Source organism: Novosphingobium sp., assembly GCF_027489515.1.
Classification (GTDB): domain Bacteria; phylum Pseudomonadota; class Alphaproteobacteria; order Sphingomonadales; family Sphingomonadaceae; genus Novosphingobium.
On the sequence record NZ_JAIXZS010000090.1, the window covers coordinates 31,857 to 53,422 of the forward strand.

Below are 21,566 nucleotides of genomic sequence, written 5' to 3' on the forward strand. Positions count from 1 at the left end.
GCACGCGTCAGGCCGCTTCGGCCTTGCGTTCGGCGCGCTCGGCGTTGAGCGCATCGGCCAGCAGGAACGCAAGCTCGATCGACTGCGCCGCGTTGAGGCGCGGGTCGCAGTGGGTGTGATAGCGATCCGCGAGGCTGTCCTGCGTGATCGCGATCGCACCGCCGGTGCATTCGGTGACGTCCTGCCCGGTCATCTCGATGTGGATGCCGCCGGCATGCGTCCCTTCCGCACGGTGGACGGCGAAGAAGCCCTTCACTTCGCTCAAGATTCGGTCAAACGGACGCGTCTTGTAGCCGTTGTCCGCCTTGATCACGTTGCCGTGCATCGGATCGCACGACCACACCACCGGATGCCCTTCGCGCGCAACAGCGCGGACGAGCGCGGGGAGCCCGGCCTCGACCTTGTCATGCCCGAAGCGGCTGATGAGGGTCATGCGGCCCGGCTCGCGCCCGGGGTTCAGCGTATCGAGCATGCGCAGCAGCGCATCGGGCGTCAGGCTCGGTCCGCACTTCATGCCGATGGGATTGCCCACCCCGCGCAGGAACTCGACATGCGCCGAACCTTCGAAGCGGGTGCGATCGCCGATCCAGAGCATGTGCGCGCTGGTGTCGTACCACTGGCCGGTGAGCGAATCCTGCCGCGTCATCGCCTGCTCGTACTGGAGCAGCAGCGCCTCGTGGCTGGTGTAGAACGTGGTGCCCTGAAGCTGCGGCACGGTGCTGGGGTTGACCCCGCAGGCCTCCATGAAATCGAGCGCTTCGCCGATCTTGTCCGCCGTCTCGCTGAACTTGGCCGCCCACGGGCTCTTGCCGATATGGTCGAGCGTCCACTGGTGGACCTGCCGCAAGTTGGCATAGCCGCCGGTAGAGAAGGCGCGCAGCAGGTTGAGCGTGGCCGCGGCCTGCGAATAGGCGCGCAGCATGCGCTCCGGATCAGGGATGCGGCTTTCCGAGGTGAACTCGATGCCGTTGATGTTGTCGCCCAGATAGCTCGGCAGCTCGACATCACCGATCTTCTCGACCGGCGAGGAACGCGGCTTGGCGAACTGGCCGGCCATGCGGCCCACTTTCACCACCGGCTGCTTGCCGGCGAAGGTCAGCACGACTGCCATCTGCAGCAGCACGCGGAAGGTATCGCGGATGTTGTTCGGGTGGAATTCGGCGAAGCTTTCGGCGCAATCGCCGCCCTGGAGCAGAAAACCCTTGCCCGCGGCCACCTCGGCAAGATCAGCCTTGAGCGCGCGCGCCTCGCCCGCGAAGACCAGCGGGGGAAACCGGGTCAGCGTTTCCTCGACCGCGGCGAGCTTCGCCGCATCGGGATAAGTGGGCAGGTGCTTCGCTTCTGCCGCGCGCCAGCTGTTCGCATTCCAGTTCGTTGCCACGGTACTCGCTTTCCTCAAGGACGCGCGCGTTTAGCGGTACCGTGGCACAAATGCAAAGGTTTGGCGGCTGATGCCTACTTCGCGTCCATCAGGCGGCGCTGGAAGTAGACCATTTCGAGCGCCGTCGTCATCGCGCTTTCCTTGAGATTGGCCCCGGCGCCGTGGCCGCCTGCCGTCGTCTCGTAGTAGAGGTAGGGCAGGCCATATTCCTTCATCCGTGCGGCAAACTTGCGCGCCTGCACCGGACCGACGCGGTCGTCCTTGGTCGTAGTCCAGATCAGGGTTTCAGGATAAGGCGCACCGCGCTTGAGGTTCGAATAGGGCGAGGTCTTGAGCCAGAAGGCCTTCTCGTCCGGGTTCGCCACGGTGCCATACTCACCGACCCATGAGGCTCCGGCAGAGAGCTTCTCATAACGCAGCATATCGAGCAGCGGGATCTGGATGCTGACCGCGCCGAACAGCTCGGGCCGTTGGGTAAGCTCGACCCCCATGAGCAGCCCCCCGTTCGAGCCGCCATAGATGCCAAGCTTCTTTGCGCTGGTGATCTTGCGGGCCATGAGGTCTTCGGCCACCGCGGCAAAATCGTCGTAGATCACCTGGCGCCTGGTCTTGAGGCCCGCCTCGTGCCACGCCGGGCCGAATTCGCCGCCGCCGCGGATATTGGCCACGACAAAGGCCCCGCCGCGTTCGAGCCAGAGCTTGCCGGTTACCCCGCTGTAATGCGGCGTGTAGGAGACCTGAAAGCCGCCATAGGCCGTCATCAGCGTCGGCGTGGTGCCATCCAGCTTCATGTCGGCGCGGTGCGTGATGAAGTAGGGAACCTTCGTCCCGTCCTTCGAAGTCGCCTCGAACTGCTCTGTCACCAGCCCATCGGCGGCAAAGCGCGCCGGGGTCTGCTTGATCTGCACGGCGTTGCCCGAGGCAGCGTCGACCTTCCACAGGGCTGTCGGCAGCAGGTAGCTCTGCACCGAGACATAGGCAGTGTTGGACGCATGGTCGCTGGAAACCATGCTGACCGCCGCGTTGTCAGGCAAGGGCAGCACACTCTTCTGCCAGCCGCTCGCCGTGCGAGTGAAGCGCATCGCTCGCCCGCGCACGTTGTCATAAACCGCCGCGAGCACATGGTCGCGGGTCACCGTCACTTCATCGGCATCGACCGACTGGCGCGGTCCCGGCGCGAAGATCAGTTCAGGCGCGGCCTTCCCCGCGGGATCGATCGCAACCAGCGCGCCGGCGGGGATCGGCTGGCCGCCCGCCGGGGTCCAGTCCTCGTTGACCTGAAAGATCAGGCGCCCCTGCAGCAGGCCCTTGACCGTGCTTTTGCGCGGGACTGCGATGGGTGTGGTGCCCTGCCCCGTTACGCGAACAAATTCTGCCTCGAAGAAGGTGATCCCGCGCGTGATGACGACTTCGGCATGACCCGCGCCGTCAGTGAAACTGGCGGGGATAACAAAGACATCATCGGGCTTTCCGCGGAACACTTCGGTGGCGGCTTCAAGTGGCGCGCCGCGCGCCATGCGCTTGACCACGAAGGGATAGCCGCTGGCGGTCATCGTGCCCGCACCCCAATCGCGTGCAGCAATCAGGCTGTCGGGCGTTTCCCAGCTAACCCATTGCTTCGACTTGGGCAGCGTGAAGCCGCCGGAGACAAAGCTGCGGGTGGCGAGATCAAACTCGCGCAGGGTGTTGGCGTCCTCGCCGCCATCGGACAGCGCAACGAGGCAGCGCTTCTCCGCGGTCGGCTCGCAGTCCGCGCCCGCCCAGACCCAATTGGCCTTCTCCGCTGCGGAAAGCGCATCGAGATCGAGCAGGGTCTGCCAGGCAGGCTCCGGCTTCTCATAGTCGGCTGGCGTCGTCATGCGCCACAAACCGTGGACATGGGTGCCATCCTGCCAGAGATTGGCGATCTGGCCGCCGATCAGCCGCGGCATCGCGATGCGGTCGGTCGCCTCGGCGATCTTGAGCGCATCGGCGTAGAAGCCGGCAAAATGCGGATCGGCCTTGAGCACCGCGAGCGAACGCGCATTCTCCGCCTCGACCCAGGCCATGGCGCGCGGGGCATAGACGTCCTCGAGCCAGATATAGGGATCGTCCCCTTCAACCACGGATTGCGCCAGCGCCGGATGTGCAGTGGCCGACAAGGCGAGGGCCGCAAGAAGGGCGAGACGCCGCATGAAGATACTCCCGGAAGATCATGGCATTGAGCCTATCGGCCGCCCCCTGGCGGTTCAAGGCGGCCTTGGGGCAAGGTCCGCTAATCCCAATGCTCCATATCCTCGGCCGCGACGTGGACCCAGGGATGCCGGCGCGTCTCGAAAACCGAGAAGCGCGGCGCCGGAAAGGTCGGGTCGGCAAAGGCGCCGACCGGGACCGCGGTGAGATCGGGCATGGAGGCCGAGACGAACGTCACCGTGGCCCCGCAATTCGGGCAGAAGCGGAAGGTCGCAGGTCTACCGCTCTCGCCAACGCGCACCCATTCGTGGAATGCGCCGCTGAGCTCCACTTGGTCGAGCGGCCAGCGCGCCTGCACCGCGAAGGCGCTGCCGCTGCGCTTCTGGCATTCAAGGCAGTGGCAGACCGAGATGCGCACCGGCTCGCCCGTGCAGGTCGCGGTCAGCCCGCCGCACCGGCACGTGGCGATCCGCCGGGTCATTTCCCCGGCACGATCTGCAGGCGCCACGCCTTGGCCGGCAGCAGATAGCGCATTGCCAGCGCCTGCAGCCGGTCCGGCGTGATCGCGCTGTAGTCCGAGAGGATCGAACGGATCTGGGTGAACTTGTCCGGATCGAGCGCGCCGCCTTCGAGCTGGTACATGTAGAAGCCGTTGCCGGTGCTCGCGCGCGTGATCAGCTGCTTCATCGGTTCGGTCACGCGGGCGATTTCGTCGGGCGTCGCGGGCGCGGCGGCGAGATCGGCGGCGATCTTGTCGGTCGCGGCGAAGAACGCGGTGAGATCGCCCGGGCGCAGCTGGCTGGTGGCGGCAAGATAGCCGCCCGAAGGCAGATCAAGCGGCCAGTTCGAGGAGACCTGCGGCGCATAGCTAGCGCCGATCTTCTCGCGCATCGCATCGAACAGGCGGTTGTTGAAGACCTGCGAAAGCAGTTCGAGCTGGCGCGATTCGTGGACGCCCGCGCTGCCGCCGCCGGTGGGCCAGGCGACGAGTGCAGCGGCGGTGTTGGCATCGCCATGATGGTTGAGGGTCAGCGGATCACCGACCGGTGCGGGCACCTTGGGGGCAAAGCCCGTCGGGGGAAGCGGATCGCGCGGCGACAAGGCGCCGAACGTGCGTTCCAGCGCAGCGACGGTTTCGTCCCGGTTGAAATCGCCGAAAATGTCGACCTCGATCGGGCCTTGCTTGAGGAGTGCGGCCCACACGCGGCGGAAGCCGTCGGGATTGGCCTTGGCGATCTCTGCCGGATTGGGCACGGCATAGCGCGGATCGCCATCCTTGAGCAGCCAGCCCACATCGCGCTGGAGCACCGAGGCGGCCGAGGCATTGGTCGATTCGTAGGCGAGCCGCGCGGCGGCCTGTGCGCGCACCACCGGATTGGCATCCCAGCGCGGCATCGCGAGCTTGGCGGCAAACAGATAGAGCTGGTCGGCCAGGTCCGCCGGGCGCGTATCGGCCGAGAACTTGAAGCTGGTATCGTCGATATCGAAGTCAAGGCTGAGCTTGCGGCCCGTTGCCAGCCGGTCCAGCTCCTCGCGCCCGATCGTGCCGAAGCCGCTGTCCATCAGTGCGGTTTCACCGAGCGAGGCATAGACCGCGTCACGCGGATCGATGACCGAATAACCGCCGCCGAAATGGACGCGCACGATGACGCGGCCCGGTTCAGCCTCGTTCGACCAGAGCAGCGCCTTCACGCCGTTGGAGAGCTCGATCCGCTCGATGCCGAGGAGGCCGGTGCCTTCGGCGTTGGTAAGCTTGCCGGGCGTGCCGATCGGCGGCAGGTCCTTGAAGCTCAGCGAACTGGCGGCAAGGCGGCTGCCCGAGGAGGGCGCGACTGGCGCGAGCAGCGCGGTGCGCAGGTCCGCCTCGGTGCCGTCGGACGCCTTGGGCGTGATCAGCACCGAACGGACCACGGTGCCCTTGAACAGCGCGCGCGTATGATCGAGCACGGCGGCGGGCGTGAATAGCGGGATCGAGCTACGAAAGATGCTGTAGACCGTGTCCGGATTGGCCACTGTCTCACGAATATCGACCGCATCGGTGATATCATCGGCCAGCTTCGAGCCGGCGAGCGTTTCCTGCGTTTCGACCGGCACCTTGAACGCGACGTCGAACTCGGCCACTTCGCGGGCGATTTCCTCTTCGGTAGGCGGTGTGGCAAGCGCATCGGCGATCACCGCGCGGACATCCTTGACCGCCGATTTCCAGTCATCGGTGAGCGGGGTCACGGTCACCAGCGTCGCATCGGAAGAGCGGCTGATGCGTTGCTGCTCCACCGAGGCGGCAAGGTAGCTGCCCCCGGCGCGCGCGCGGCCTTCAAGCCGGCGGTTGATGATCGCGATGCCGAGCCGGTCGATCATCAGGCCCTGGTTGTAGACGATGGTGTCGTTCACCTTGTGCCACGGGCGCAGCACGGCATAGTTGAACACGCGCGGCAGGTCGGGCTCGACCATGACCTTGGCATCGCCGACCGGATTGGCAGGATCGCCGCCGACGGGCGGCTTGGGTGCGCCGAAATCGGGCTGCGGCGGGCGTTTGCCCTTGGGCAGGCTGGCGCCCTTCCACGTGCCGAACCACTGCTTGATACGTGTGATCAGCGCCTGCGGATCAGCATCGCCGGCCACCACGATCACGGCGTTGTCGGGCCGGTACCAGGTATCATGGAAGGCCTTGACCTTGGCCGGAGTCGCCGCGTTGAGCGTTTCCTCGGTGCCAATGGGCGAGCGGCTGCCGAGCGGCTGCCCGGCAAAGAAGACCGCGCGCGTGCCGTCGAGAATGCGCGTCTGCGGGCCCGAACGCTCGCGCATTTCGGCCAGCACGATCGGCACTTCGGTCTTCACGCCCACGTCGGTGAAGATCGGTGCGGTGATCATGCCCGAAAGCAGGCGGAACGTCTCATCCAGCTTGGCGGGCGAAACATCGGGAATGTCGAGCTTGTAGACGGTTTGCGTCGGGCTCGTCTCCGCATTGGTGTCGCTGCCGAAGGTGGCGCCGAGCCGCTGCCACGCCGGGATCGCCTCCCCCGCCTTGAGGTATTTAGAATCGCGGAACGTGAGGTGCTCGATCAGATGGGCATAGCCGCGCTGCGGATCGGTTTCGTAGAGTGAGCCCGCATCGATCAGCATGCGCACCGAGACCTGGCCCGGCGGCACGCCGTTGCGCCGCACGGCATAGCGCAGACCATTGGGCAGGACGCCGAAGATCCAAGCCTTGTCCTGCGGCACGTCGCTGCCGCGGTAGAGCCAGGGGACGGTGCCGGTCGCGGCCCGGGGCGCCGGGGCGCGGGCAGCGGGCGCCTTGACCGGAGCTTTCGCCAGGACCGGTGCGGATAGACCGAGCAGACCGACAAGAACGGCAGAAACGACGGGAGCGAGAGCGCGGGGCGTACGCGGGGCGAACCGGGACAGAAAAGCCATAGGTCCCTGTATAGGGCGGCAAGAAATGAAGGACCAGTGAATTGGTCCCTCATTGCCTGCCGCCGCCGGAGATCATTTCTTCGGCTTGGCTACCGGCTTGTCACCCGCGGGAGCCGTTGCGTCTTCCGGCTGCTGCGCGGCCTGCTTCTGCATTTCCGCCCGCATCGCGGTGATTTCCGCTTCGGTCTTGAAGTCGGCCAGTTCGACCTGGAACACGAGGTCCGAATTCGCCGGGATCGGGCCGGTGGCCTTCTCCCCGTAGCCGAGCGCCGCCGGGATGCAGAAGCGCCAGACGCTGCCCTTGCTCATCAGCAGCAGGCCTTCCGAGAAGCCCTTGATCACCGCGCCGGTGGAGAAGGCCTGCGACACGTTCTGATCGAACACGGTGCCATCAGCGGCGAGGTAGCCGATGTAGTTGACGAGAACATAGTCGCCCTGTGCGGGCTTTGGCGCCTGCGCATCGCGCAGAACCCGGGTGCCGAGGCCCGATGCGGTCTTCGTGCTGCACGCGCGCTGCGCCGCGGGGACCACCGGGTTCAGCGGAACGGGCAGGATGTCCGCCGAGGGAGCCGGCGCCGGAGCCGGAGCTGGCGCGGGGGCCTGAGCAAGCACTGGCGCGGCAGTGCTGGCGACGAGGGAAAGGACAAGGGCGATTCGGCTAAGGCCGCGGTGCATCATGGTCATGCGCGCGCCTTTAGCCGAGGGTTGTTACAGCTGCCAGCATAGAACCGCCGCATGGCGACGTGCCCTGCAAAGCCGTATCCTGCACCGCGCTGCGGACAGGCAACCGGAAGCCATTGGCCGACTGGCCCCTTGACCCCTCGCCGGTGCGGCCTACATGCTGGGACATGTTCATCGAAACCGAAACCACTCCGAACCCCGCCACGCTCAAGTTCCTGCCCGGCGAGATCGTCATGGCCACAGGCACGCGCGAGTTCACCTCGCCCGAGGCGGCGGCGGCCTCTCCGCTGGCTGAGGCGCTGTTCACGCTCGGCGACGTGACGGGTGTGCTCTACGGGCGCGACTTCATCGCGGTGACGATCGCGCCCGGCGCGGAATGGGCGCCGCTGAAGCCGCAGGTGCTGGCGCTGCTGCTCGATCATTTCGTGGCGCAGGCGCCGCTGTTCACCTCGGCCGGGGCCGACTTTGCGGTGCCGGGCGAGGACGACACCGATTACGGCGACGACCCGGCAGATGCCGAGATCGTCGAGCAGATCAAGGACCTCATTGAGACCCGCGTGCGCCCCGCTGTGGCGAATGATGGCGGCGACATCATCTACCGCGGTTTCCGCGAGGGCGTGGTCTACCTAAAGATGCAGGGTGCCTGCTCGGGCTGTCCCTCATCGACCGCTACGCTCAAGCACGGCATCGAATCGCTGCTCAAGCACTACGTGCCCGAAGTCAGCGAAGTGCGCGCCGCCTGATCGGGCTTACGAAGGTACTCCGAGATGTCCCAGCTGCTTGACGATGCCGCGCTTGATCAGGTGTTTCGCACCGCCCGCACCTACAACGGCTATCTCGACAAGCCGGTTAGCGAGGCGCAGCTCCACGCGATCTGGGACCTGATGAAGATGGGGCCGACCTCGGCCAACCAGATGCCCGCGCGGCTCGTCTGGTGCGTCAGCGAAGAAGCCAAGGAAAAGCTGGCTGCCTGTGCCGGGGGAACCAATCCGGACAAGATCCGCAAGGCTCCGGTCAGCGTGATCATCGGCATGGATCTCGATTTCCATGAGCAGCTGCCGTGGCTCTTCCCCCACGCCGATGCGAAGAGCTGGTTCGAAGGCAACGAGGCGCTGCGCGAGGTCTCGGCATTCCGCAATTCAACGCTGCAGGGCGCCTATTTCATCATCGCAGCGCGCATGGTCGGGCTCGATACCGGGCCGATGTCGGGCTTCAGCAACGAGGCGGTCGACGCGGCATTCTTCGCGGGCACACGGGTGCGGTCCAACTTCATCTCGACGCTGGGCTACGGCGATCCGGCGACGATCTTCCCGCGCAGCCCGCGGCCCGATTTCGCGCGCTTCAACACGCTGGCCTGAGGCGGGACGCAGCTTGCGCCGGCTGGTGATCGACAGCGCAACCGAAGCCTGTTCGGTAGCCCTGTTCGAGGATGGAACGCTCGTTGCCGGCAGCCATGCGATGCTCGGGCGCGGTCATGCCGAACAGCTCGTGCCGATGATCGCAGCGCTGCCTGGCAATGGACGCGCCGATACGATCGCAGTCAACACCGGCCCTGGCAGCTTCACCGGCATCCGCGTCGGCCTTGCCGCTGCCCGTGCGCTGGCGCTTGCCTGGCAGGTACCGATCGAGGGCTACCCCTGCCTCGCTTTGGTCGCCGCCATGGCCCGCGCTTCGCATCCCGGGCAGGCCGCCGACGTGGTGATGACCGGCGGGCACGGGGAATGGTTCTTCCAGCGCTTCGCGGCAGACGGCGCAGCACTTGATGAGACGGCATCGTTGCTGCCGCAGACGGCCGTGGAGCGCTCACAGGCCGGGATGATCGCCGGCAGCCAGGCCGAGGCGCTGGCCGCGCGGCGCGGCGATGCACCCGCCGCCCACCCGCTGTGGCCAGATGCACGCGCCTTTGCACTGCTCGGCGCCGAAACCCTGCGCGCCGACCCCGCGCCCCGCTACGGCCGCGCGCCCGATGCGCGGCTGCCCACAGCGTGACTAGGGGCCGCGCGGTGCGGGCGGCATGAAGGCGGCACAGCGATGAACTCCGGCCCTTCCGATTGCGGCGATGATATTGACCGGATCATGGAGGTCATGGCCCGCGCCTTCGCGCCCGAGTTTGGCGAGGCGTGGAACCGGCGGCAGGTTTCGGACTCGCTGCTTCTCGCCGGAACCGGATATTGCCTTATCGGCGTGGAAGGCTCGCTCAATCCCCAGCCAGAAGAGAAGGTTGCGGGATTTGCGCTGACGCGCGCGATATTCGACGAGGAAGAACTGCTGCTCTTTGCCGTACTGCCCGAGCACCGGGGGAAGGGACTTGGCGCAGCACTGCTTACCGAAGTCATTGCTCGCGCAAGAAGCCGGGGTATCCGCCGCCTGTTTCTCGAGATGCGGCGGAACAATCCAGCCGGCAAGATGTATACGGGATTTGGCTTCCGGACCATCGGTATAAGACCGGGATACTACCGTACTGCCAGCGGAGACCGTCTGGACGCGCTCAGTCAGGAACTGCACCTTGTGGATAACTAGGCATATTTACGTGGACTGACTTGGATTTATGAAAATTCGGACAGAAAAAAGACCTTCTCCGTCCGAAATGGTTGTATCCCTGATGCACAAGCGTATATGCGATGTGGTCTACTCACGGTCGCAACGAGCCTTGACTGGGCAAAAAAGAAGATAACCTTGAGAGAAGGTACGGGTACAATGAGTGAAATCGATAATGATATGCGGGAAACGTTGATCACGTTGACATCGGACATCGTCGCCGCTCACGTGAGCAACAACAGCGTCGCCGTGAATGACCTGCCACTGCTGATCGGCAACGTCTATTCCGCCCTCGCTGGCCTCAATCCCGCGCAACCGGCAGCAGAACCGGCCCCTGAACCTGCGGTTTCGATCCGCGCTTCGGTGAAGAACGATCACATCGTCTGCCTCGAAGACGGCAAGAAGCTCAAGATGCTCAAGCGCCACCTGATGACGCGCTACAACATGACCCCGGAACAGTATCGCACTCGCTGGAACCTGCCGGCCGATTACCCGATGGTCGCTCCCGCCTATGCCGAGAAGCGCCGTGAATTGGCGAAGAAGATCGGCCTCGGCCGCAAGCCCGCGCCGAAGCGCGGCCGCCCCGCCAAGGCCGCCGGCTGAACGTCGAGGCGCCGGCGCAAGGCCGGCCCGGAACCGGCGAGGCCCCTCACGCGTAAGGTGGGGCCTCGCCGAGTTCACTTTTCCCCGATCAGGGCCTGATCTGGCCCGCAAATCGACAGCGCCCGGTTGAAGAATTGGCACAGCAAACTATGCTGCGCTCAACCTAACCGGATGGGCCGCGAGTTTGCACCAGGCAATCGACATTGAGGCGCTTTGCGCAGAACGGGGTCTGAGGATCACCGAGCAGCGCCGCGTGATCGCGCAGGTGCTGTCGGAGAGCGACGACCACCCCGACGTCGAGAAGCTGCACGAACGCGCGTCTGCACGCGATCCGCGCATCTCCATTGCCACGGTCTACCGCACTGTCCGCCTCTTCGAGGAAGCGGGCATCCTTGATCGCCATGATTTCGGCGACGGCCGCGCCCGCTACGAAGCGACCCCGGAAGCGCACCACGACCATCTGATCGATGTCGAGACCGGCAAGGTCATCGAGTTCGTCGATCCCGAGCTGGAGGCCCTGCAGCGCCAGATCGCCGAACGGCTTGGCTATCGCCTCGTCGACCACCGCATGGAGCTTTATGGTGTCAAGTCTGATCGCGAGGCGTAGGGCCCGCCGCAAGGTAGGGCCGGAACGCGGAGCGCCCATCACCTGGATGGGCTGGGTGCGGATTGCCTCGCGCGGCGTGGCGCTCGTGCTGCTGATGCTGATCTGCGTTCCGCTGCACTATCTCTACCGCATCGTGCATTACGGCTCGCCATTCCCGAAGCTTTTCCTGTTTTTCGCGGCGCGCATCATCGGCGCGCGCGTGCGCGTTCACGGCGTGCCGCTGAAGCGCGACGTGTTCTACATCTCCAACCACCTTTCCTGGGTCGATATCCTCGCGCTCGGCGGCGCCAGCGGCACGGCTTTCGTGGCCAAGGCAGAGCTTTCGCAAGCGCCGATCGTGGGCTGGCTGGCACGGATCAACCGCACTGTGTTCGTCAGCCGCGAGGACCGGATGGGCGTGGCCGACCAGATCAACCGCCTCAAGGAAGCGCTGGCCGATAACTGGTCGATTACCGTGTTTCCCGAAGGCACCTGCACCGATGGCAAATCGCTGCTGCCGTTCAAGACCTCGATGCTGCGCGTGCTGGAGCCGCCGCCGCCGGGCGTGATGGTTCAGCCCGTGGTGCTTGATTACGGCCGGGTTGCCGAATGGATCGGCTGGATCGGCACCGAGGACGGCGTGTCCAACGGCAAGCGCATTCTGTCGCGCCGGGGCTCGTTCCGGCTCGAGGTGCATTTCCTTGAACCGTTCGATCCGCAGGGCCTTGCCGGGCGCAAGGCGATTGCCGCCGAAGCGCGCCGCCGGATCGAGCCGGCACTCGAAGCCGCGCTGGGCGAGGCGCTGCGACCTTTTGCCTTCGATGTCGCGCCCGTGCGCTACGAAGCGGCCAAGAACGCGGCGTGAAGCTGAAGTTGAAGGTCCGGGTCAAGCCCGACATCAAGCGCAAGCCGCGCGAGGTCATGGACAAGCTGACCGATGCGGTGCGCCGCAAGGTCCGCCGGCACAAGCTGATGGCCAGGCCGAAGCGGCGGAGCACGCCCGAAGCGCTGCTCGGGTTCGGCCGCTTTGTCGCCAATCCGCGCCGCTTTGGCGGTTTCGTGAGCGGTCCCGCGCTGGCCGAGGCGATCACGCGCGATGTCGATACCGCCGCCGGACCCGTGCTGGAACTCGGCCCCGGCACCGGCGTGTTCACACGTGCCCTGATCACGCGCGGCGTGGCGGAAGCGGACCTGGTCCTTGTCGAGCTCGATCCCAAGCTCGCCGACCGGCTCCGTGAGGCCTTTCCGCAAGCGCTGGTGCTGTGCTGCAAGGCGGGGAGCGTGACCGCAGAGATGCTCGAAGGCCGCCGCCCGGCTGCAGTGGTCAGCGGCCTGCCATTGCTGAACTTCCCCGCAGAGGAAGTGGAGCGCATCATGGCGGCGGCATTTGCCGTCAGCAGCCCGGATGCGGTCCTCTACCAGTTTACCTATGCACCGCGATGCCCGGTTCGCGACCACATCATGGACCGCATTGGCCTTGTCGCGCGCCGCACCGCTCGGGTCTGGCGCAACGTCCCTCCGGCATTCGTTTACCGCATCTCGCGCGCCTGAGCGAAACGCTCAGCCCTGCTGCCGGCGCTGGTCTTGTCCGCCTTGCTGCGCGACATGGCATCGGCCACGATCATAGTCACCGACCGTGCGAATGACATCGCCCTCGCGTGGCTCGACCCGCCGACCGGTGGCGATACCCGCCAGCACGCGCGCCACCAGCGTATCGAGCCGGGAGACGAGATAGCACGCAACGTCCGGCTCGGCGTGGCTGTTGCCGACGCCGCTATCGTCGGTCAGGAAGATGTACCGGCCCTGCGTCAGCGCGGCCATCGAGCGCAGCACATATTGCGCGCTGTCCTCCACGCCGCTCGCCGCAACGGGAACGATCTGCACGCCCCGGCTGCGCAGTTGCTGCGTGGCATCGAGTGTGGCGCCGATGGCATCCGCATGCGGCGGAGCATCGGTGACCAGCAGCACGGCCTTGGCTGCATCTGCGCGCCATTGCAGCCGGCCGGCCTCCGTGACCGCGCGGTCCATGGCCTCGGGCGTATCGCCGCCGCCGTCGGCATCCTGCCGGGCCAGCAGCGTGCGGATCGAACCGATGTTCCCGGTCAGGGGCGTGGACTGGACGACATAGTCATCGCCCTCGTCGCGGTAGAGCACCACGCCGATTCGCAAATCGATCTGGCCCGCATTGCGTTTCAGCCGCGCGACGATCGTATCGAGCTCTGCCTGGATATACGCCATTTCGTCGCCCATGCTGCCGGTGGTGTCGATCACCAGCGCCAGATCCATGGCGCGCGGCGCTGCGGCCACACCGGGGAGCGCAATCTCGATCACGCGGCCGTCGGAAAACGCGACGGCCCGCTGCGCCGAACCGGCGCTGCCGGTCACAGCCACGCTGGTCTTCTGCGGGATGCGGTCAGGGCGCGGATAGAAAGAGGCGGTCCCGTCTGCGGCGGTCAGCAGATGGAGCGGTGCGCCGGGGCGGCCAACCTCGGCCTTGGCGAAGGGCACCGGTCGCCCGCGCGCGTCAACCACGCGGATCACCACCCGGCTGCGCGTATCGTAGAATGGCAGCGACTGGCCGCTGGCCTGAAGGAAGCGCCCGGCATAGGCGGCGTACTGGCCGGGATTGAGCAGATAATCGACATCGCCAGCCGTCAGCAGGCCGGATTGCGGGTCGACACGATTGGTCGGCATAGCAGGCGGTTCGATGACAACCGGCGGCGGGGCGACCGGATCAAGCATGGTGGTCTCGGTCTTGCCGCTGACCAGCCCGCCCACATTCCATTCGGTCTTTCTGGTGACCGAGCGGGCTGCGGGGATACTGGCCGGAGGCGGCGGTGCCGCAAGGTCGACAGCCGCTTCTTCTTCAGCGATGCCGTACTTCGCGGCCGGGGCACCGGCGGCTGACTCCGGCGCCTTCTCGCTGCAAGCGGCGAGGGCCAGCAGGCTGCCCCCCAAGAAGAACATGGAAACGCTGCGAACAACAACGCGAGGACACATGGCGGACCTCCCTTGAGGGGTCCGACAAATCTCTACTGAATTAATTTGGATTGCAAGAAGGATTGCGTGTCAGCGGCAGGTTTCGCATCCGGTTCGGCTGTTGCACCTGCACGTTTCCGACGTTTTATCACAACGATTCAGAGATATGCACTGCTCACTGCCCGGTCGGAGCCGTCCCGTCGGCGGGGAGGCGGAAGAGGTAGTATGGCGCTTTTTCGCGCATGTGGGCCTTCGATTGCATCATCACGTCGGGGATGTCGCTATCAGCAGCGTAGATCATGTTGCCCGGCCCGAAGCTCAGGCCATCGGGCCAGCGCATCCTGGGGTGGCCGGCGAGCGCCGTCAGCTTGCGGTCCGGACCGAGCTTCCACACGATCCCGTCCTCGATGCCGGTGAGGTAGATATTGCCCTCATTGTCGATGGTGAGGCCATCTGCCTGCGGACGCTCGGCATAGGGCTCGACGCGGGCCGCAAGCTCGGTGGGCGAGAGGCTTTCGTTATTGAGGTCCGCCACGCGCACGCGCGACAGCGTCTTGCCCGACATTGCCCCGATGTAGAGCCAGGTGCCCTGCCGATCGAGTGCGATGGGATCGAAGGCGGGGTGGAACCAGAACAGGCTGTTGCCGAGCGGCTGCATCAGCTGGCCCTGCGCGCGCACGGCATAAGGCCCGGGCATGATCGCCGGGTGGCTATCGAGCAGGCGGCGCGCCTTGCCGGTCTCGCTGTCGACCACGATCAGCCCCGGATGGCCGCTGAAAACGCCGATATCGGCAAGGTAGATCATCCGGCCGGCAGCATCGATCTGCATGTCCTGCACATAAGAGCCGAGGCCCGCGACTGAACGCGGCAGCCAGATCTGCTTGATCGGCTTGTTGGTATTGAGATCGACCGCAACCAGCCGCGCGCCGAACACGCCATGTTCGCCGTGGTCGATGCTCCACAGGCGGTTCCGGCTGTCCATGCGGATATTGAAGACTGCGCCGTAGGATGGTTTGCTGCGGTCGCCCTGCTGCATTTCCATGTTCGGATAGGGAACTGGCTTGCCGCCCACCAGTTCGAGCACCTTGATCGTGGGGTGCCCTTCGGCGTGGTAAGTGAAGAATACGCGGCCAGTGGCGGAGACGGCGAGGTTGCCTGGCGGTTCGGGCAAGGTGGCGATCAGTTCGGCCTGCAGGCGCGGTGTGGGGTTGCCGATGCGCGGGAACGGCTGACCGGTGCCGCCGTAGTTCGCATAGAACCAGGCCATGAAGGCGACGAGCAGGACGCCGACGATGGCAGCAACGCGCAGGAGAATCCGAACCATCGGGCAGCAATCCTGTTTGCGAGAAGACGAATCTTATGATATGAACGTTTCTATGCCTATTCGTTCAATCACGCAAGGCGAGCTCAGCCCGGTCCGTGCGGCGCGGCGGGAGCGCTTGCTCGATGCAGCCGAAGCGCTGTTCGTGGCACAAGGCTTCCGTGCGACGTCGATCGAGGGCATTGCCGAAGCGGCCGGCATGTCGAAGGTGACGCTTTATGGCTATTTCCGCGACAAGGAGGCGGTCTTTGCCGCAGTCGCCGAACGGATCGCCGATGCGATGGAAGAGGCGGTGAAGGCAGCGCTCGCCGCAGACGCCCCCTTCCCGGCGCCACTCGCGATGGCACTGACAGCCAAACACCGCATCGTGCAGGCGCGCGTGCAGCGCTCCGCATTCGCCAGCGAGTTGCTTCAGGCGAAGGCCGCCCACGTTGCCCGCCGTTTTGCTGCGCTTGATTGCGCGATCATAGCCGGCCTGACTTCGGCAATGGAGCGCGAAAAGCGCGCACCCGACGCGGCAGCCGAAACTGCCCGTTTGCTCTTCGCGGCCGCCAACGGCATCGCCAACCGTGCAAGCGATACCGAAACGCTGACCTTGCAGCTCGATCGGCTGGTGCGGGCGGTTATTTCCTACGAGCCGCGAGCTTAGAACACCCTGACTGGCGCGCTACCGTCACTCTGCTCGAGCGTAATATCGCCGAAGCTGGCATTGGCCTCACCCTGCTGGATGATGGTGTTGGCGATAAACCACACCTGGACAATGCGCGCGGGCGCCTTGCCGCCGATGTACTTGGCGTAATCAGCGGAAACATCGCGTTTTTCCGCCAGCCAGGAGCCGAGATCGCTTGCGCCAGAACGGACGACCACGTGATATTCGCGCCCGGTCCAGCCGGGCAGCGGACAATCGAAGCCGAAGTCCTTGGCGAGCCCCGAACTCCACATGTAGGTGAGGTCCCGCCCGTTATCGAACTTCACCGCGATGCTGAAGTAATCGTGGTGCGCCGGGTCGGTCTCGACCAACTTGGACGGGATCTGATCGACCTTCCAGCGCCAGCCAAGCTGTGTGGCGCCCCCCAGCGGGACATCGACATCACGGGTAAGAATGCCGACGTTCTTCGCCGTGTGGACCTGCATCTGCGGCTTGGGTCCGGCATCGCCCGGCACGATGTGGAAGATATCGGCGGGCCCGTAGGGCGCAAGTTCGGGCAGATAGACCCAGCCTTCCGGCGGTGTCGCAAGGCCGGGGGTGTTCGCTGGTGGCGGAACGGACTGCGCCGCAAGCGCAAAAGGGCTGATAGCTCCCAGCAAGGCCAGCGCGGAACGCACGGTGCGGCTCATTATGCTCTCTCCTCTCGTGGTCTTGGCCTTGTTCAGGCAGCAATGGTTGTGCGCTTCTCCGGCCCATTGCGCAAACAGTAGCGCTCATCGTGCACACCCCTTCAATCGAGGGCCATTCTGGCGTATGTGCCGCCGCTTATGGCCTCTTCACCTCCCCCCCGCACCTTTCACGTCAAAAGCTTCGGCTGCCAGATGAACGTCTACGACGGCGAGCGCATGGCCGAGTTGCTGACCGCTGAAGGCATGCGCGCGGCGGACGACGGCGCGGCGGCGGATCTCGTCGTGCTCAACACCTGCCATATCCGCGAGAAGGCGACCGAGAAGGTCTATTCCGATATCGGCCGCATCGTGAAGGACGGGCGCGAGGTGGGCGCTGTGCCGCTGATTGCGGTCGCTGGCTGCGTCGCGCAGGCAGAGGGTGAGGAAATCATGACGCGCGCGCCTTCGGTGCGCGTCGTCGTCGGCCCGCAAGCCTATCACCGCCTCCCCGCGATGGTTGCGCAGGCCGCCGCCGGGGGCCGAGCGACCGAGACGGACATGCCCGCCGAGGCCAAGTTCGCCGCGCTGCCCAAGCGCCGCAAGGTGGGTGCAAGCGCGTTCCTCACCGTGCAGGAAGGCTGCGACAAGTTCTGCACCTACTGTGTCGTGCCCTATACCCGCGGCGCCGAGCTTTCACGGCCCTTCGCTGATCTCGTCAGCGAGGCGCGCCTGCTGGTTGAAGGCGGTGCGCGCGAGATCACGCTGCTCGGCCAGAATGTGAACGCCTGGGCGGGCGAGGACGAGAAGGGCCGCCGCGTCGGCCTTGCAGGGCTGGCCGAAGAGCTCGGAAAGATAGAGCAGCTGGCCCGCATCCGCTATACCACCAGCCATCCGGCAGACATGGACGATGCGCTGATCGAGGCGCACGGCAGCAATCCCAAGCTGATGCCGTTCCTCCACCTGCCCGTGCAATCAGGCAGCGACCGGGTGCTGAAGGCGATGAACCGCAGCCATACGGCGGAGAGCTATCTGCGCATTCTGGAGCGCGTGCGCGCCATGCGGCCAGACATCGCGCTTTCGGGCGATTTCATCGTCGGCTTCCCCGGCGAGACCGAGGCCGAGTTCGCCGAAACGCTGCAGATCATCGCCGAGGCCCGCTACGCGCAGGCGTTCAGCTTCAAGTTTTCCGCCCGCCCCGGCACCCCTGCCGCGACGATGGACGGCCAGATCGCAGCCGAAGTGATGGACGAGCGGCTGCAGCGCCTGCAGGCCGCGCTCCAGCGGGATAGCCTCGCGTTCAACAAGGCGAGCGTCGGCAAGCGCTGCCACGTGCTCGTCGAGCGCAAGGGCCGTCATGCCGGGCAATGGCTGGGCAAGTCCCCCTGGCTGCAATCGGTGCACTTCACCGGTGATGCCGCGATGGGCGATCTTGTGGAGGTCGATCTGATAGAAGCCGGCCCCAATTCGATGGGCGGCCGGCTGGTGGCGCGCGCCGCTGCCTGAACGGCGCGCGCTGTCACCTGTTAGCCGTGGTAGTGATGATGGCGATGCCAGGCCCGGGCGCGGGCGAGGCGCGCGCGGTGGAGCTGGCGGTGATCGCGCCGCAGTTCATGGCGCGCCTGGCGCAGCTCGCGGCGCTCTTCACGCACTTCGCGGCGATCGTGGACGACATCGCGGTGGAGGGCGTGGACGCGGGCATTGGCTGCAACCGGCCCTGCGTGGGCCTGAGCGATGGCGGGGGCGATGGCGGGGGTCAGCGCGAGGAACGCAGCTGCCAGGAGGAACTTGCGCATGGGATTCTCCTACAATCGGGTCGCCTGTCTGCGACCACGGCGCAAAAATGGCCTCGCCGGGCTGAACCGGCCGGGAACAACGCTGTAAGCCAAAGGTTATTTTGGTCGCATTTTGTCGCAAGGGCGCCCCTCCCTGTCACAAGGCAGTGCAAATGATGCGATTTCCGCCCCCGCTGTCTTGCGCCTGTCGCATCGGTGCCTAAGCTGGGGCCGTCCAACGTGAAAGGAGCGCATGGCCCGCAAGTTCTCCCGTTCGCATGAAGAGGCTGCCCGCAGCGATTGGCCGGGTGCCTTCCGCAACGATCCGCATCGCGGCGAATCTGCCCGCAGCAGCGAAAGCCCCCACGGCGACAAGCAGCGACGCGCCCGGATCGAGATCGCGTTCGAAGAGCAGACGGTGCTCGGTGCGCTGTTCGGCCAATTCGATCAGAACCTCGTGCAGATCGAAAACCGCATGGGCGTCTATATCTCGGCGCGCGGCAACAAGGCGGTGATCGAGGGCCCGGACGATGCCGTGGCCCGCGCGCGCGATGTGCTGAAAGGCATGCACCAGCGCCTGCTCTCGGGTCACGAGGTGGATGCGGGCGCGGTCGATTCGCTGATCATGATGTCGAACGAACCGACGCTTGAGGGCATCATCACCGGTGCCCCCGATGGCGCGCCGCCGATCATGATCCGCACGCGCAAGAAAACGATCGTGCCGCGCTCGGCGACGCAGATCGACTACATGCGCGCGCTGGTGCGCGATGACGTGATCTTCGCGCTGGGGCCGGCTGGCACCGGCAAGACCTATCTCGCCGTGGCGCAGGCCGTCGCTCAGCTGATCAGCGGCAGCGTGCAACGCCTGATCCTCTCGCGCCCGGCGGTGGAAGCGGGCGAGCGGCTCGGCTTCCTTCCCGGCGACATGAAGGAGAAGGTCGATCCCTATCTCCGCCCGCTTTACGACGCGCTCTACGATTGCATGCCGCCCGAACAGGTCGAGCGGCGCCTTGCCTCGGGCGAGATCGAGATCGCGCCGATCGCCTTCATGCGCGGGCGCACGCTAGCCGATGCCTTCGTCATTCTTGACGAGGCGCAGAACACCACGCCGATGCAGATGAAGATGTTCCTCACCCGCTTCGGCCAGAACAGCCGCATGGTGATCTGCGGCGATCCCAAGCAGACCGACCTGCCCGGCGGCAGCGCGGCAAGCGGGCTCAACGATGCGGTGAACCGGCTGGACGGCGTCGAGGGCATCGGCATGATCCGCTTCAATGTGGCGGACGTGGTGCGCCATCCCATCGTGGGGCGTATCGTCGAGGCCTATGAGGGCAAGGACGGGTGAGCGCCCCGACGCTCGAACTCGATATCGACCCTGTCTGGCCTGCCTCGACCGACTGGGAAGACATTGCCGCGCGCGCCGCAGAGGCAGCCGGCTCCGTCGCGCCCGAGCTCGCCCACGAACATCTGCTGGTCAGCCTCGTCATGGCCGATGACGAGGAAGTCCACGCGCTCAACAAGCAGTGGCGCGCGAAGGACAAGCCGACCAACGTTCTGTCGTTCCCCATGCTGAGCCGCGAGGAAGTGCTGGCTGCAGCCGCCCAGCCGGGAGCACCCGGCATGCTCGGCGATCTGATCCTCGCGCACGGCGTCTGCACGCGCGAGGCAGCGGACAAGGGCATTACGGTAGAGGCCCACGCGGCGCACCTCATCGTCCACGGGCTGCTCCATCTTGCGGGCTATGACCACGAGACCGGCGAGGATGACGCTGCGGAAATGGAGGCTCTGGAGACAAAGGCGCTTGCGCTGATGGGTATCGCCGACCCATATGCGGCACATTAGCAGCGCAGGAGTAGCGAGCAGTGCCTGAAGTGGGCGGGTCCGTCGGCGAGAGCCGATCGGGCGAAGGAGACAGTAGCAGCGCGTTGTGGCGCGCGCTCAAGACATTCTTCCGCGGGCCTGATCAGGACCAGTCGCTGCGCGCGCAGATCGAGGAAGCGATCGAGGAGCACGAGGGCGAGGTTGGTGGCGGCAACAGCGCCACGGGCGATCTCCTCCCGCTTGAGCGCCAGATGCTCAAGAACCTGCTCCATTTCAGCGAGAACGACGCCGACGATGTCGCCATCCCGCGCGGCGAGATCGTGGCGATCCCGAACTCCGCAACGTTCGAGGAGGTGATCGACGCCTTTGCCGAGCATGGCCACAGCCGCCTGCCGGTCTACCGCGATTCGCTCGATGAAGTCGTCGGCATGCTCCACGTGAAGGATCTGTTCCCGATCGTGGCGGCGATGGCGATCAGCGGCAAGCCTGCGCCCAAGGACTGGACGGGATTGATGCGCCAGCCGCTGTTCGTGCCGCAGGCCCGCGGCGCGCTCGACGTGCTGGCCGACATGCGCTCCAGCCGCACCCACCTCGCCATCGTGATCGACGAGTATTCGGGCACCGACGGGATCATCACCATCGAGGACCTCGTCGAGGAGATCGTCGGCGAGATCGAGGATGAGCACGACGACGCACCGCAGGACCTCATGCGCCAGATCGACGAGCTGACCTGGGAAGCGGATGCCCGCGCCGAGCTCGATGATGTGGGCGAGCGGATCGATCCCCGGCTTGCGCTGGTGGACGAGGACGTGGATACTCTGGGCGGGCTCGCGGTCGTGCTGGCGGGGGAAGTTCCCCCGGTCGGCCGCGTGCTGGAACATGACAGCGGGTGGCGGATCGAGGTGACGGCAGGGGACGAGCGCAGGCTCACCCGGCTGCGGCTCCATGCGCCCGTGCCTGAGAGTGCCGAGGAAGACTGAG

22 protein-coding genes are annotated in these 21,566 nt (G+C 65.8%); 13 read left to right on the plus strand and 9 right to left on the minus strand.

The genetic code is table 11. The features are described 5' to 3' along the window. Nucleotides 1-7: 7 nt before the first annotated feature. From Q0082_RS15820 to Q0082_RS15840, 5 genes are all read right to left on the minus strand, one after another. Nucleotides 8-1,381: a class II 3-deoxy-7-phosphoheptulonate synthase gene (locus Q0082_RS15820; RefSeq protein WP_298194464.1), complete on the minus strand. Its 1,374-nt coding sequence runs from the start codon at nucleotides 1,379-1,381 to the stop codon at nucleotides 8-10. 74 nt (nucleotides 1,382-1,455) lie between these two features. Further along, complete coding sequence (locus Q0082_RS15825) at nucleotides 1,456-3,555, minus strand: prolyl oligopeptidase family serine peptidase (protein ID WP_298194465.1); 2,100 nt, start codon at nucleotides 3,553-3,555, stop codon at nucleotides 1,456-1,458. A gap of 80 nt (nucleotides 3,556-3,635) precedes the next feature. Further along, nucleotides 3,636-4,061, minus strand: a complete 426-nt coding sequence (locus Q0082_RS15830; RefSeq protein WP_298194467.1) for a GFA family protein — start codon at nucleotides 4,059-4,061, stop codon at nucleotides 3,636-3,638. Next, nucleotides 4,031-6,967 (minus strand): M16 family metallopeptidase, encoded by a 2,937-nt coding sequence (locus tag Q0082_RS15835; protein ID WP_298194469.1) that lies wholly within the window; start codon nucleotides 6,965-6,967, stop codon nucleotides 4,031-4,033. The genes Q0082_RS15830 and Q0082_RS15835 overlap by 31 nt, the downstream gene beginning before the upstream one ends. 72 nt (nucleotides 6,968-7,039) lie before the next feature. After that, nucleotides 7,040-7,651, minus strand: coding sequence for an FKBP-type peptidyl-prolyl cis-trans isomerase (locus Q0082_RS15840; protein ID WP_298194471.1), 612 nt, complete (start codon nucleotides 7,649-7,651; stop codon nucleotides 7,040-7,042). Between the two features lie 164 nt (nucleotides 7,652-7,815). Between Q0082_RS15840 and Q0082_RS15845 the strand changes: the two genes are divergently transcribed. The 8 genes from Q0082_RS15845 to Q0082_RS15880 all read left to right on the plus strand — a co-directional run bounded on the left by Q0082_RS15845 (nucleotide 7,816) and on the right by Q0082_RS15880 (nucleotide 12,926). Beyond that, nucleotides 7,816-8,391 (plus strand): NifU family protein, encoded by a 576-nt coding sequence (locus tag Q0082_RS15845; RefSeq protein WP_298194473.1) that lies wholly within the window; start codon nucleotides 7,816-7,818, stop codon nucleotides 8,389-8,391. A 24-nt stretch (nucleotides 8,392-8,415) separates the two neighbouring features. Further along, complete coding sequence (locus Q0082_RS15850; RefSeq protein ID WP_298194475.1) at nucleotides 8,416-9,006, plus strand: malonic semialdehyde reductase; 591 nt, start codon at nucleotides 8,416-8,418, stop codon at nucleotides 9,004-9,006. Between the two features lie 13 nt (nucleotides 9,007-9,019). Further along, nucleotides 9,020-9,637, plus strand: coding sequence for a tRNA (adenosine(37)-N6)-threonylcarbamoyltransferase complex dimerization subunit type 1 TsaB (tsaB, locus tag Q0082_RS15855; protein WP_298194477.1), 618 nt, complete (start codon nucleotides 9,020-9,022; stop codon nucleotides 9,635-9,637). A 42-nt stretch (nucleotides 9,638-9,679) separates the two neighbouring features. After that, nucleotides 9,680-10,168 carry a GNAT family N-acetyltransferase gene (locus Q0082_RS15860; RefSeq protein ID WP_298194478.1) on the plus strand — a complete coding sequence of 163 codons (489 nt, stop codon included), beginning with the start codon at nucleotides 9,680-9,682 and terminating at the stop codon, nucleotides 10,166-10,168. A 177-nt stretch (nucleotides 10,169-10,345) separates the two neighbouring features. Beyond that, nucleotides 10,346-10,789: a MucR family transcriptional regulator gene (locus tag Q0082_RS15865; RefSeq protein ID WP_298194480.1), complete on the plus strand. Its 444-nt coding sequence runs from the start codon at nucleotides 10,346-10,348 to the stop codon at nucleotides 10,787-10,789. Between the two features lie 184 nt (nucleotides 10,790-10,973). Next, nucleotides 10,974-11,396, plus strand: a complete 423-nt coding sequence (locus tag Q0082_RS15870) for a Fur family transcriptional regulator (protein WP_054122249.1) — start codon at nucleotides 10,974-10,976, stop codon at nucleotides 11,394-11,396. Nucleotides 11,397-11,442: 46 nt separating this feature from the next. Then, nucleotides 11,443-12,240, plus strand: coding sequence for a lysophospholipid acyltransferase family protein (locus Q0082_RS15875; RefSeq protein WP_298194509.1), 798 nt, complete (start codon nucleotides 11,443-11,445; stop codon nucleotides 12,238-12,240). After that, nucleotides 12,237-12,926 carry an rRNA adenine N-6-methyltransferase family protein gene (locus Q0082_RS15880; protein WP_298194482.1) on the plus strand — a complete coding sequence of 230 codons (690 nt, stop codon included), beginning with the start codon at nucleotides 12,237-12,239 and terminating at the stop codon, nucleotides 12,924-12,926. The genes Q0082_RS15875 and Q0082_RS15880 overlap by 4 nt, the downstream gene beginning before the upstream one ends. A 9-nt stretch (nucleotides 12,927-12,935) precedes the next feature. Here Q0082_RS15880 and Q0082_RS15885 read toward each other — a convergent pair whose 3' ends face one another. Together Q0082_RS15885 and Q0082_RS15890 are read right to left on the minus strand one after the other, a co-directional pair. Then, nucleotides 12,936-14,342 carry a vWA domain-containing protein gene (locus Q0082_RS15885; RefSeq protein WP_298194484.1) on the minus strand — a complete coding sequence of 469 codons (1,407 nt, stop codon included), beginning with the start codon at nucleotides 14,340-14,342 and terminating at the stop codon, nucleotides 12,936-12,938. 187 nt (nucleotides 14,343-14,529) lie between these two features. Next, complete coding sequence (locus Q0082_RS15890) at nucleotides 14,530-15,678, minus strand: L-dopachrome tautomerase-related protein (protein WP_298194485.1); 1,149 nt, start codon at nucleotides 15,676-15,678, stop codon at nucleotides 14,530-14,532. Between the two features lie 52 nt (nucleotides 15,679-15,730). Here Q0082_RS15890 and Q0082_RS15895 point away from each other — a divergent pair, with 52 nt between their 5' ends. Next, nucleotides 15,731-16,324, plus strand: coding sequence for a TetR/AcrR family transcriptional regulator (locus Q0082_RS15895; RefSeq protein WP_298194487.1), 594 nt, complete (start codon nucleotides 15,731-15,733; stop codon nucleotides 16,322-16,324). Here Q0082_RS15895 and Q0082_RS15900 read toward each other — a convergent pair. Next, nucleotides 16,321-17,013 (minus strand): DUF3047 domain-containing protein, encoded by a 693-nt coding sequence (locus tag Q0082_RS15900; RefSeq protein WP_298194489.1) that lies wholly within the window; start codon nucleotides 17,011-17,013, stop codon nucleotides 16,321-16,323. The genes Q0082_RS15895 and Q0082_RS15900 overlap by 4 nt on opposite strands. A gap of 138 nt (nucleotides 17,014-17,151) precedes the next feature. Between Q0082_RS15900 and miaB the strand changes: the two genes are divergently transcribed. Next, entirely contained in the window at nucleotides 17,152-18,495 is a 1,344-nt protein-coding gene (gene miaB, locus Q0082_RS15905; protein WP_298194491.1) for a tRNA (N6-isopentenyl adenosine(37)-C2)-methylthiotransferase MiaB, read from the plus strand. 20 nt (nucleotides 18,496-18,515) lie between these two features. On the opposite strand, the gene Q0082_RS15910 is transcribed toward miaB, so the two are convergent. Further along, entirely contained in the window at nucleotides 18,516-18,785 is a 270-nt protein-coding gene (locus tag Q0082_RS15910) for a hypothetical protein (RefSeq protein WP_298194493.1), read from the minus strand. Nucleotides 18,786-19,017: 232 nt separating this feature from the next. Here Q0082_RS15910 and Q0082_RS15915 point away from each other — a divergent pair, with 232 nt between their 5' ends. The 3 genes from Q0082_RS15915 to Q0082_RS15925 are packed head-to-tail and all read left to right on the plus strand — an operon-like array spanning nucleotide 19,018 to nucleotide 21,565. Then, nucleotides 19,018-20,109: a PhoH family protein gene (locus tag Q0082_RS15915; RefSeq protein ID WP_298194495.1), complete on the plus strand. Its 1,092-nt coding sequence runs from the start codon at nucleotides 19,018-19,020 to the stop codon at nucleotides 20,107-20,109. Then, nucleotides 20,106-20,606 (plus strand): rRNA maturation RNase YbeY, encoded by a 501-nt coding sequence (gene ybeY / locus Q0082_RS15920; RefSeq protein ID WP_298194497.1) that lies wholly within the window; start codon nucleotides 20,106-20,108, stop codon nucleotides 20,604-20,606. Before Q0082_RS15915 ends, ybeY begins: the two co-directional genes overlap by 4 nt. A 20-nt stretch (nucleotides 20,607-20,626) precedes the next feature. Further along, nucleotides 20,627-21,565, plus strand: coding sequence for a hemolysin family protein (locus Q0082_RS15925; protein WP_298194499.1), 939 nt, complete (start codon nucleotides 20,627-20,629; stop codon nucleotides 21,563-21,565). The last annotated feature ends 1 nt before the right edge of the window (nucleotide 21,566 follow it).

Coding starts and splice junctions, on each gene's coding strand:
- Q0082_RS15825 (WP_298194465.1), bottom strand. CDS start 3,555: ATGCGGCGTCTCGCCCTTCTTGCGGCCCTCGCCTTGTCGGCCACTGCA.
- Q0082_RS15835 (WP_298194469.1), bottom strand. CDS start 6,967: ATGGCTTTTCTGTCCCGGTTCGCCCCGCGTACGCCCCGCGCTCTCGCT.
- Q0082_RS15840 (WP_298194471.1), bottom strand. CDS start 7,651: ATGACCATGATGCACCGCGGCCTTAGCCGAATCGCCCTTGTCCTTTCC.
- Q0082_RS15845 (WP_298194473.1), top strand. CDS start 7,816: ATGTTCATCGAAACCGAAACCACTCCGAACCCCGCCACGCTCAAGTTC.
- Q0082_RS15850 (WP_298194475.1), top strand. CDS start 8,416: ATGTCCCAGCTGCTTGACGATGCCGCGCTTGATCAGGTGTTTCGCACC.
- Q0082_RS15860 (WP_298194478.1), top strand. CDS start 9,680: ATGAACTCCGGCCCTTCCGATTGCGGCGATGATATTGACCGGATCATG.
- Q0082_RS15865 (WP_298194480.1), top strand. CDS start 10,346: ATGAGTGAAATCGATAATGATATGCGGGAAACGTTGATCACGTTGACA.
- Q0082_RS15875 (WP_298194509.1), top strand. CDS start 11,443: ATGGGCTGGGTGCGGATTGCCTCGCGCGGCGTGGCGCTCGTGCTGCTG.
- Q0082_RS15885 (WP_298194484.1), bottom strand. CDS start 14,342: ATGTTCTTCTTGGGGGGCAGCCTGCTGGCCCTCGCCGCTTGCAGCGAG.
- Q0082_RS15890 (WP_298194485.1), bottom strand. CDS start 15,678: ATGGTTCGGATTCTCCTGCGCGTTGCTGCCATCGTCGGCGTCCTGCTC.
- Q0082_RS15895 (WP_298194487.1), top strand. CDS start 15,731: ATGCCTATTCGTTCAATCACGCAAGGCGAGCTCAGCCCGGTCCGTGCG.
- Q0082_RS15900 (WP_298194489.1), bottom strand. CDS start 17,013: ATGAGCCGCACCGTGCGTTCCGCGCTGGCCTTGCTGGGAGCTATCAGC.
- miaB (WP_298194491.1), top strand. CDS start 17,152: ATGGCCTCTTCACCTCCCCCCCGCACCTTTCACGTCAAAAGCTTCGGC.
- Q0082_RS15910 (WP_298194493.1), bottom strand. CDS start 18,785: ATGCGCAAGTTCCTCCTGGCAGCTGCGTTCCTCGCGCTGACCCCCGCC.
- Q0082_RS15915 (WP_298194495.1), top strand. CDS start 19,018: ATGGCCCGCAAGTTCTCCCGTTCGCATGAAGAGGCTGCCCGCAGCGAT.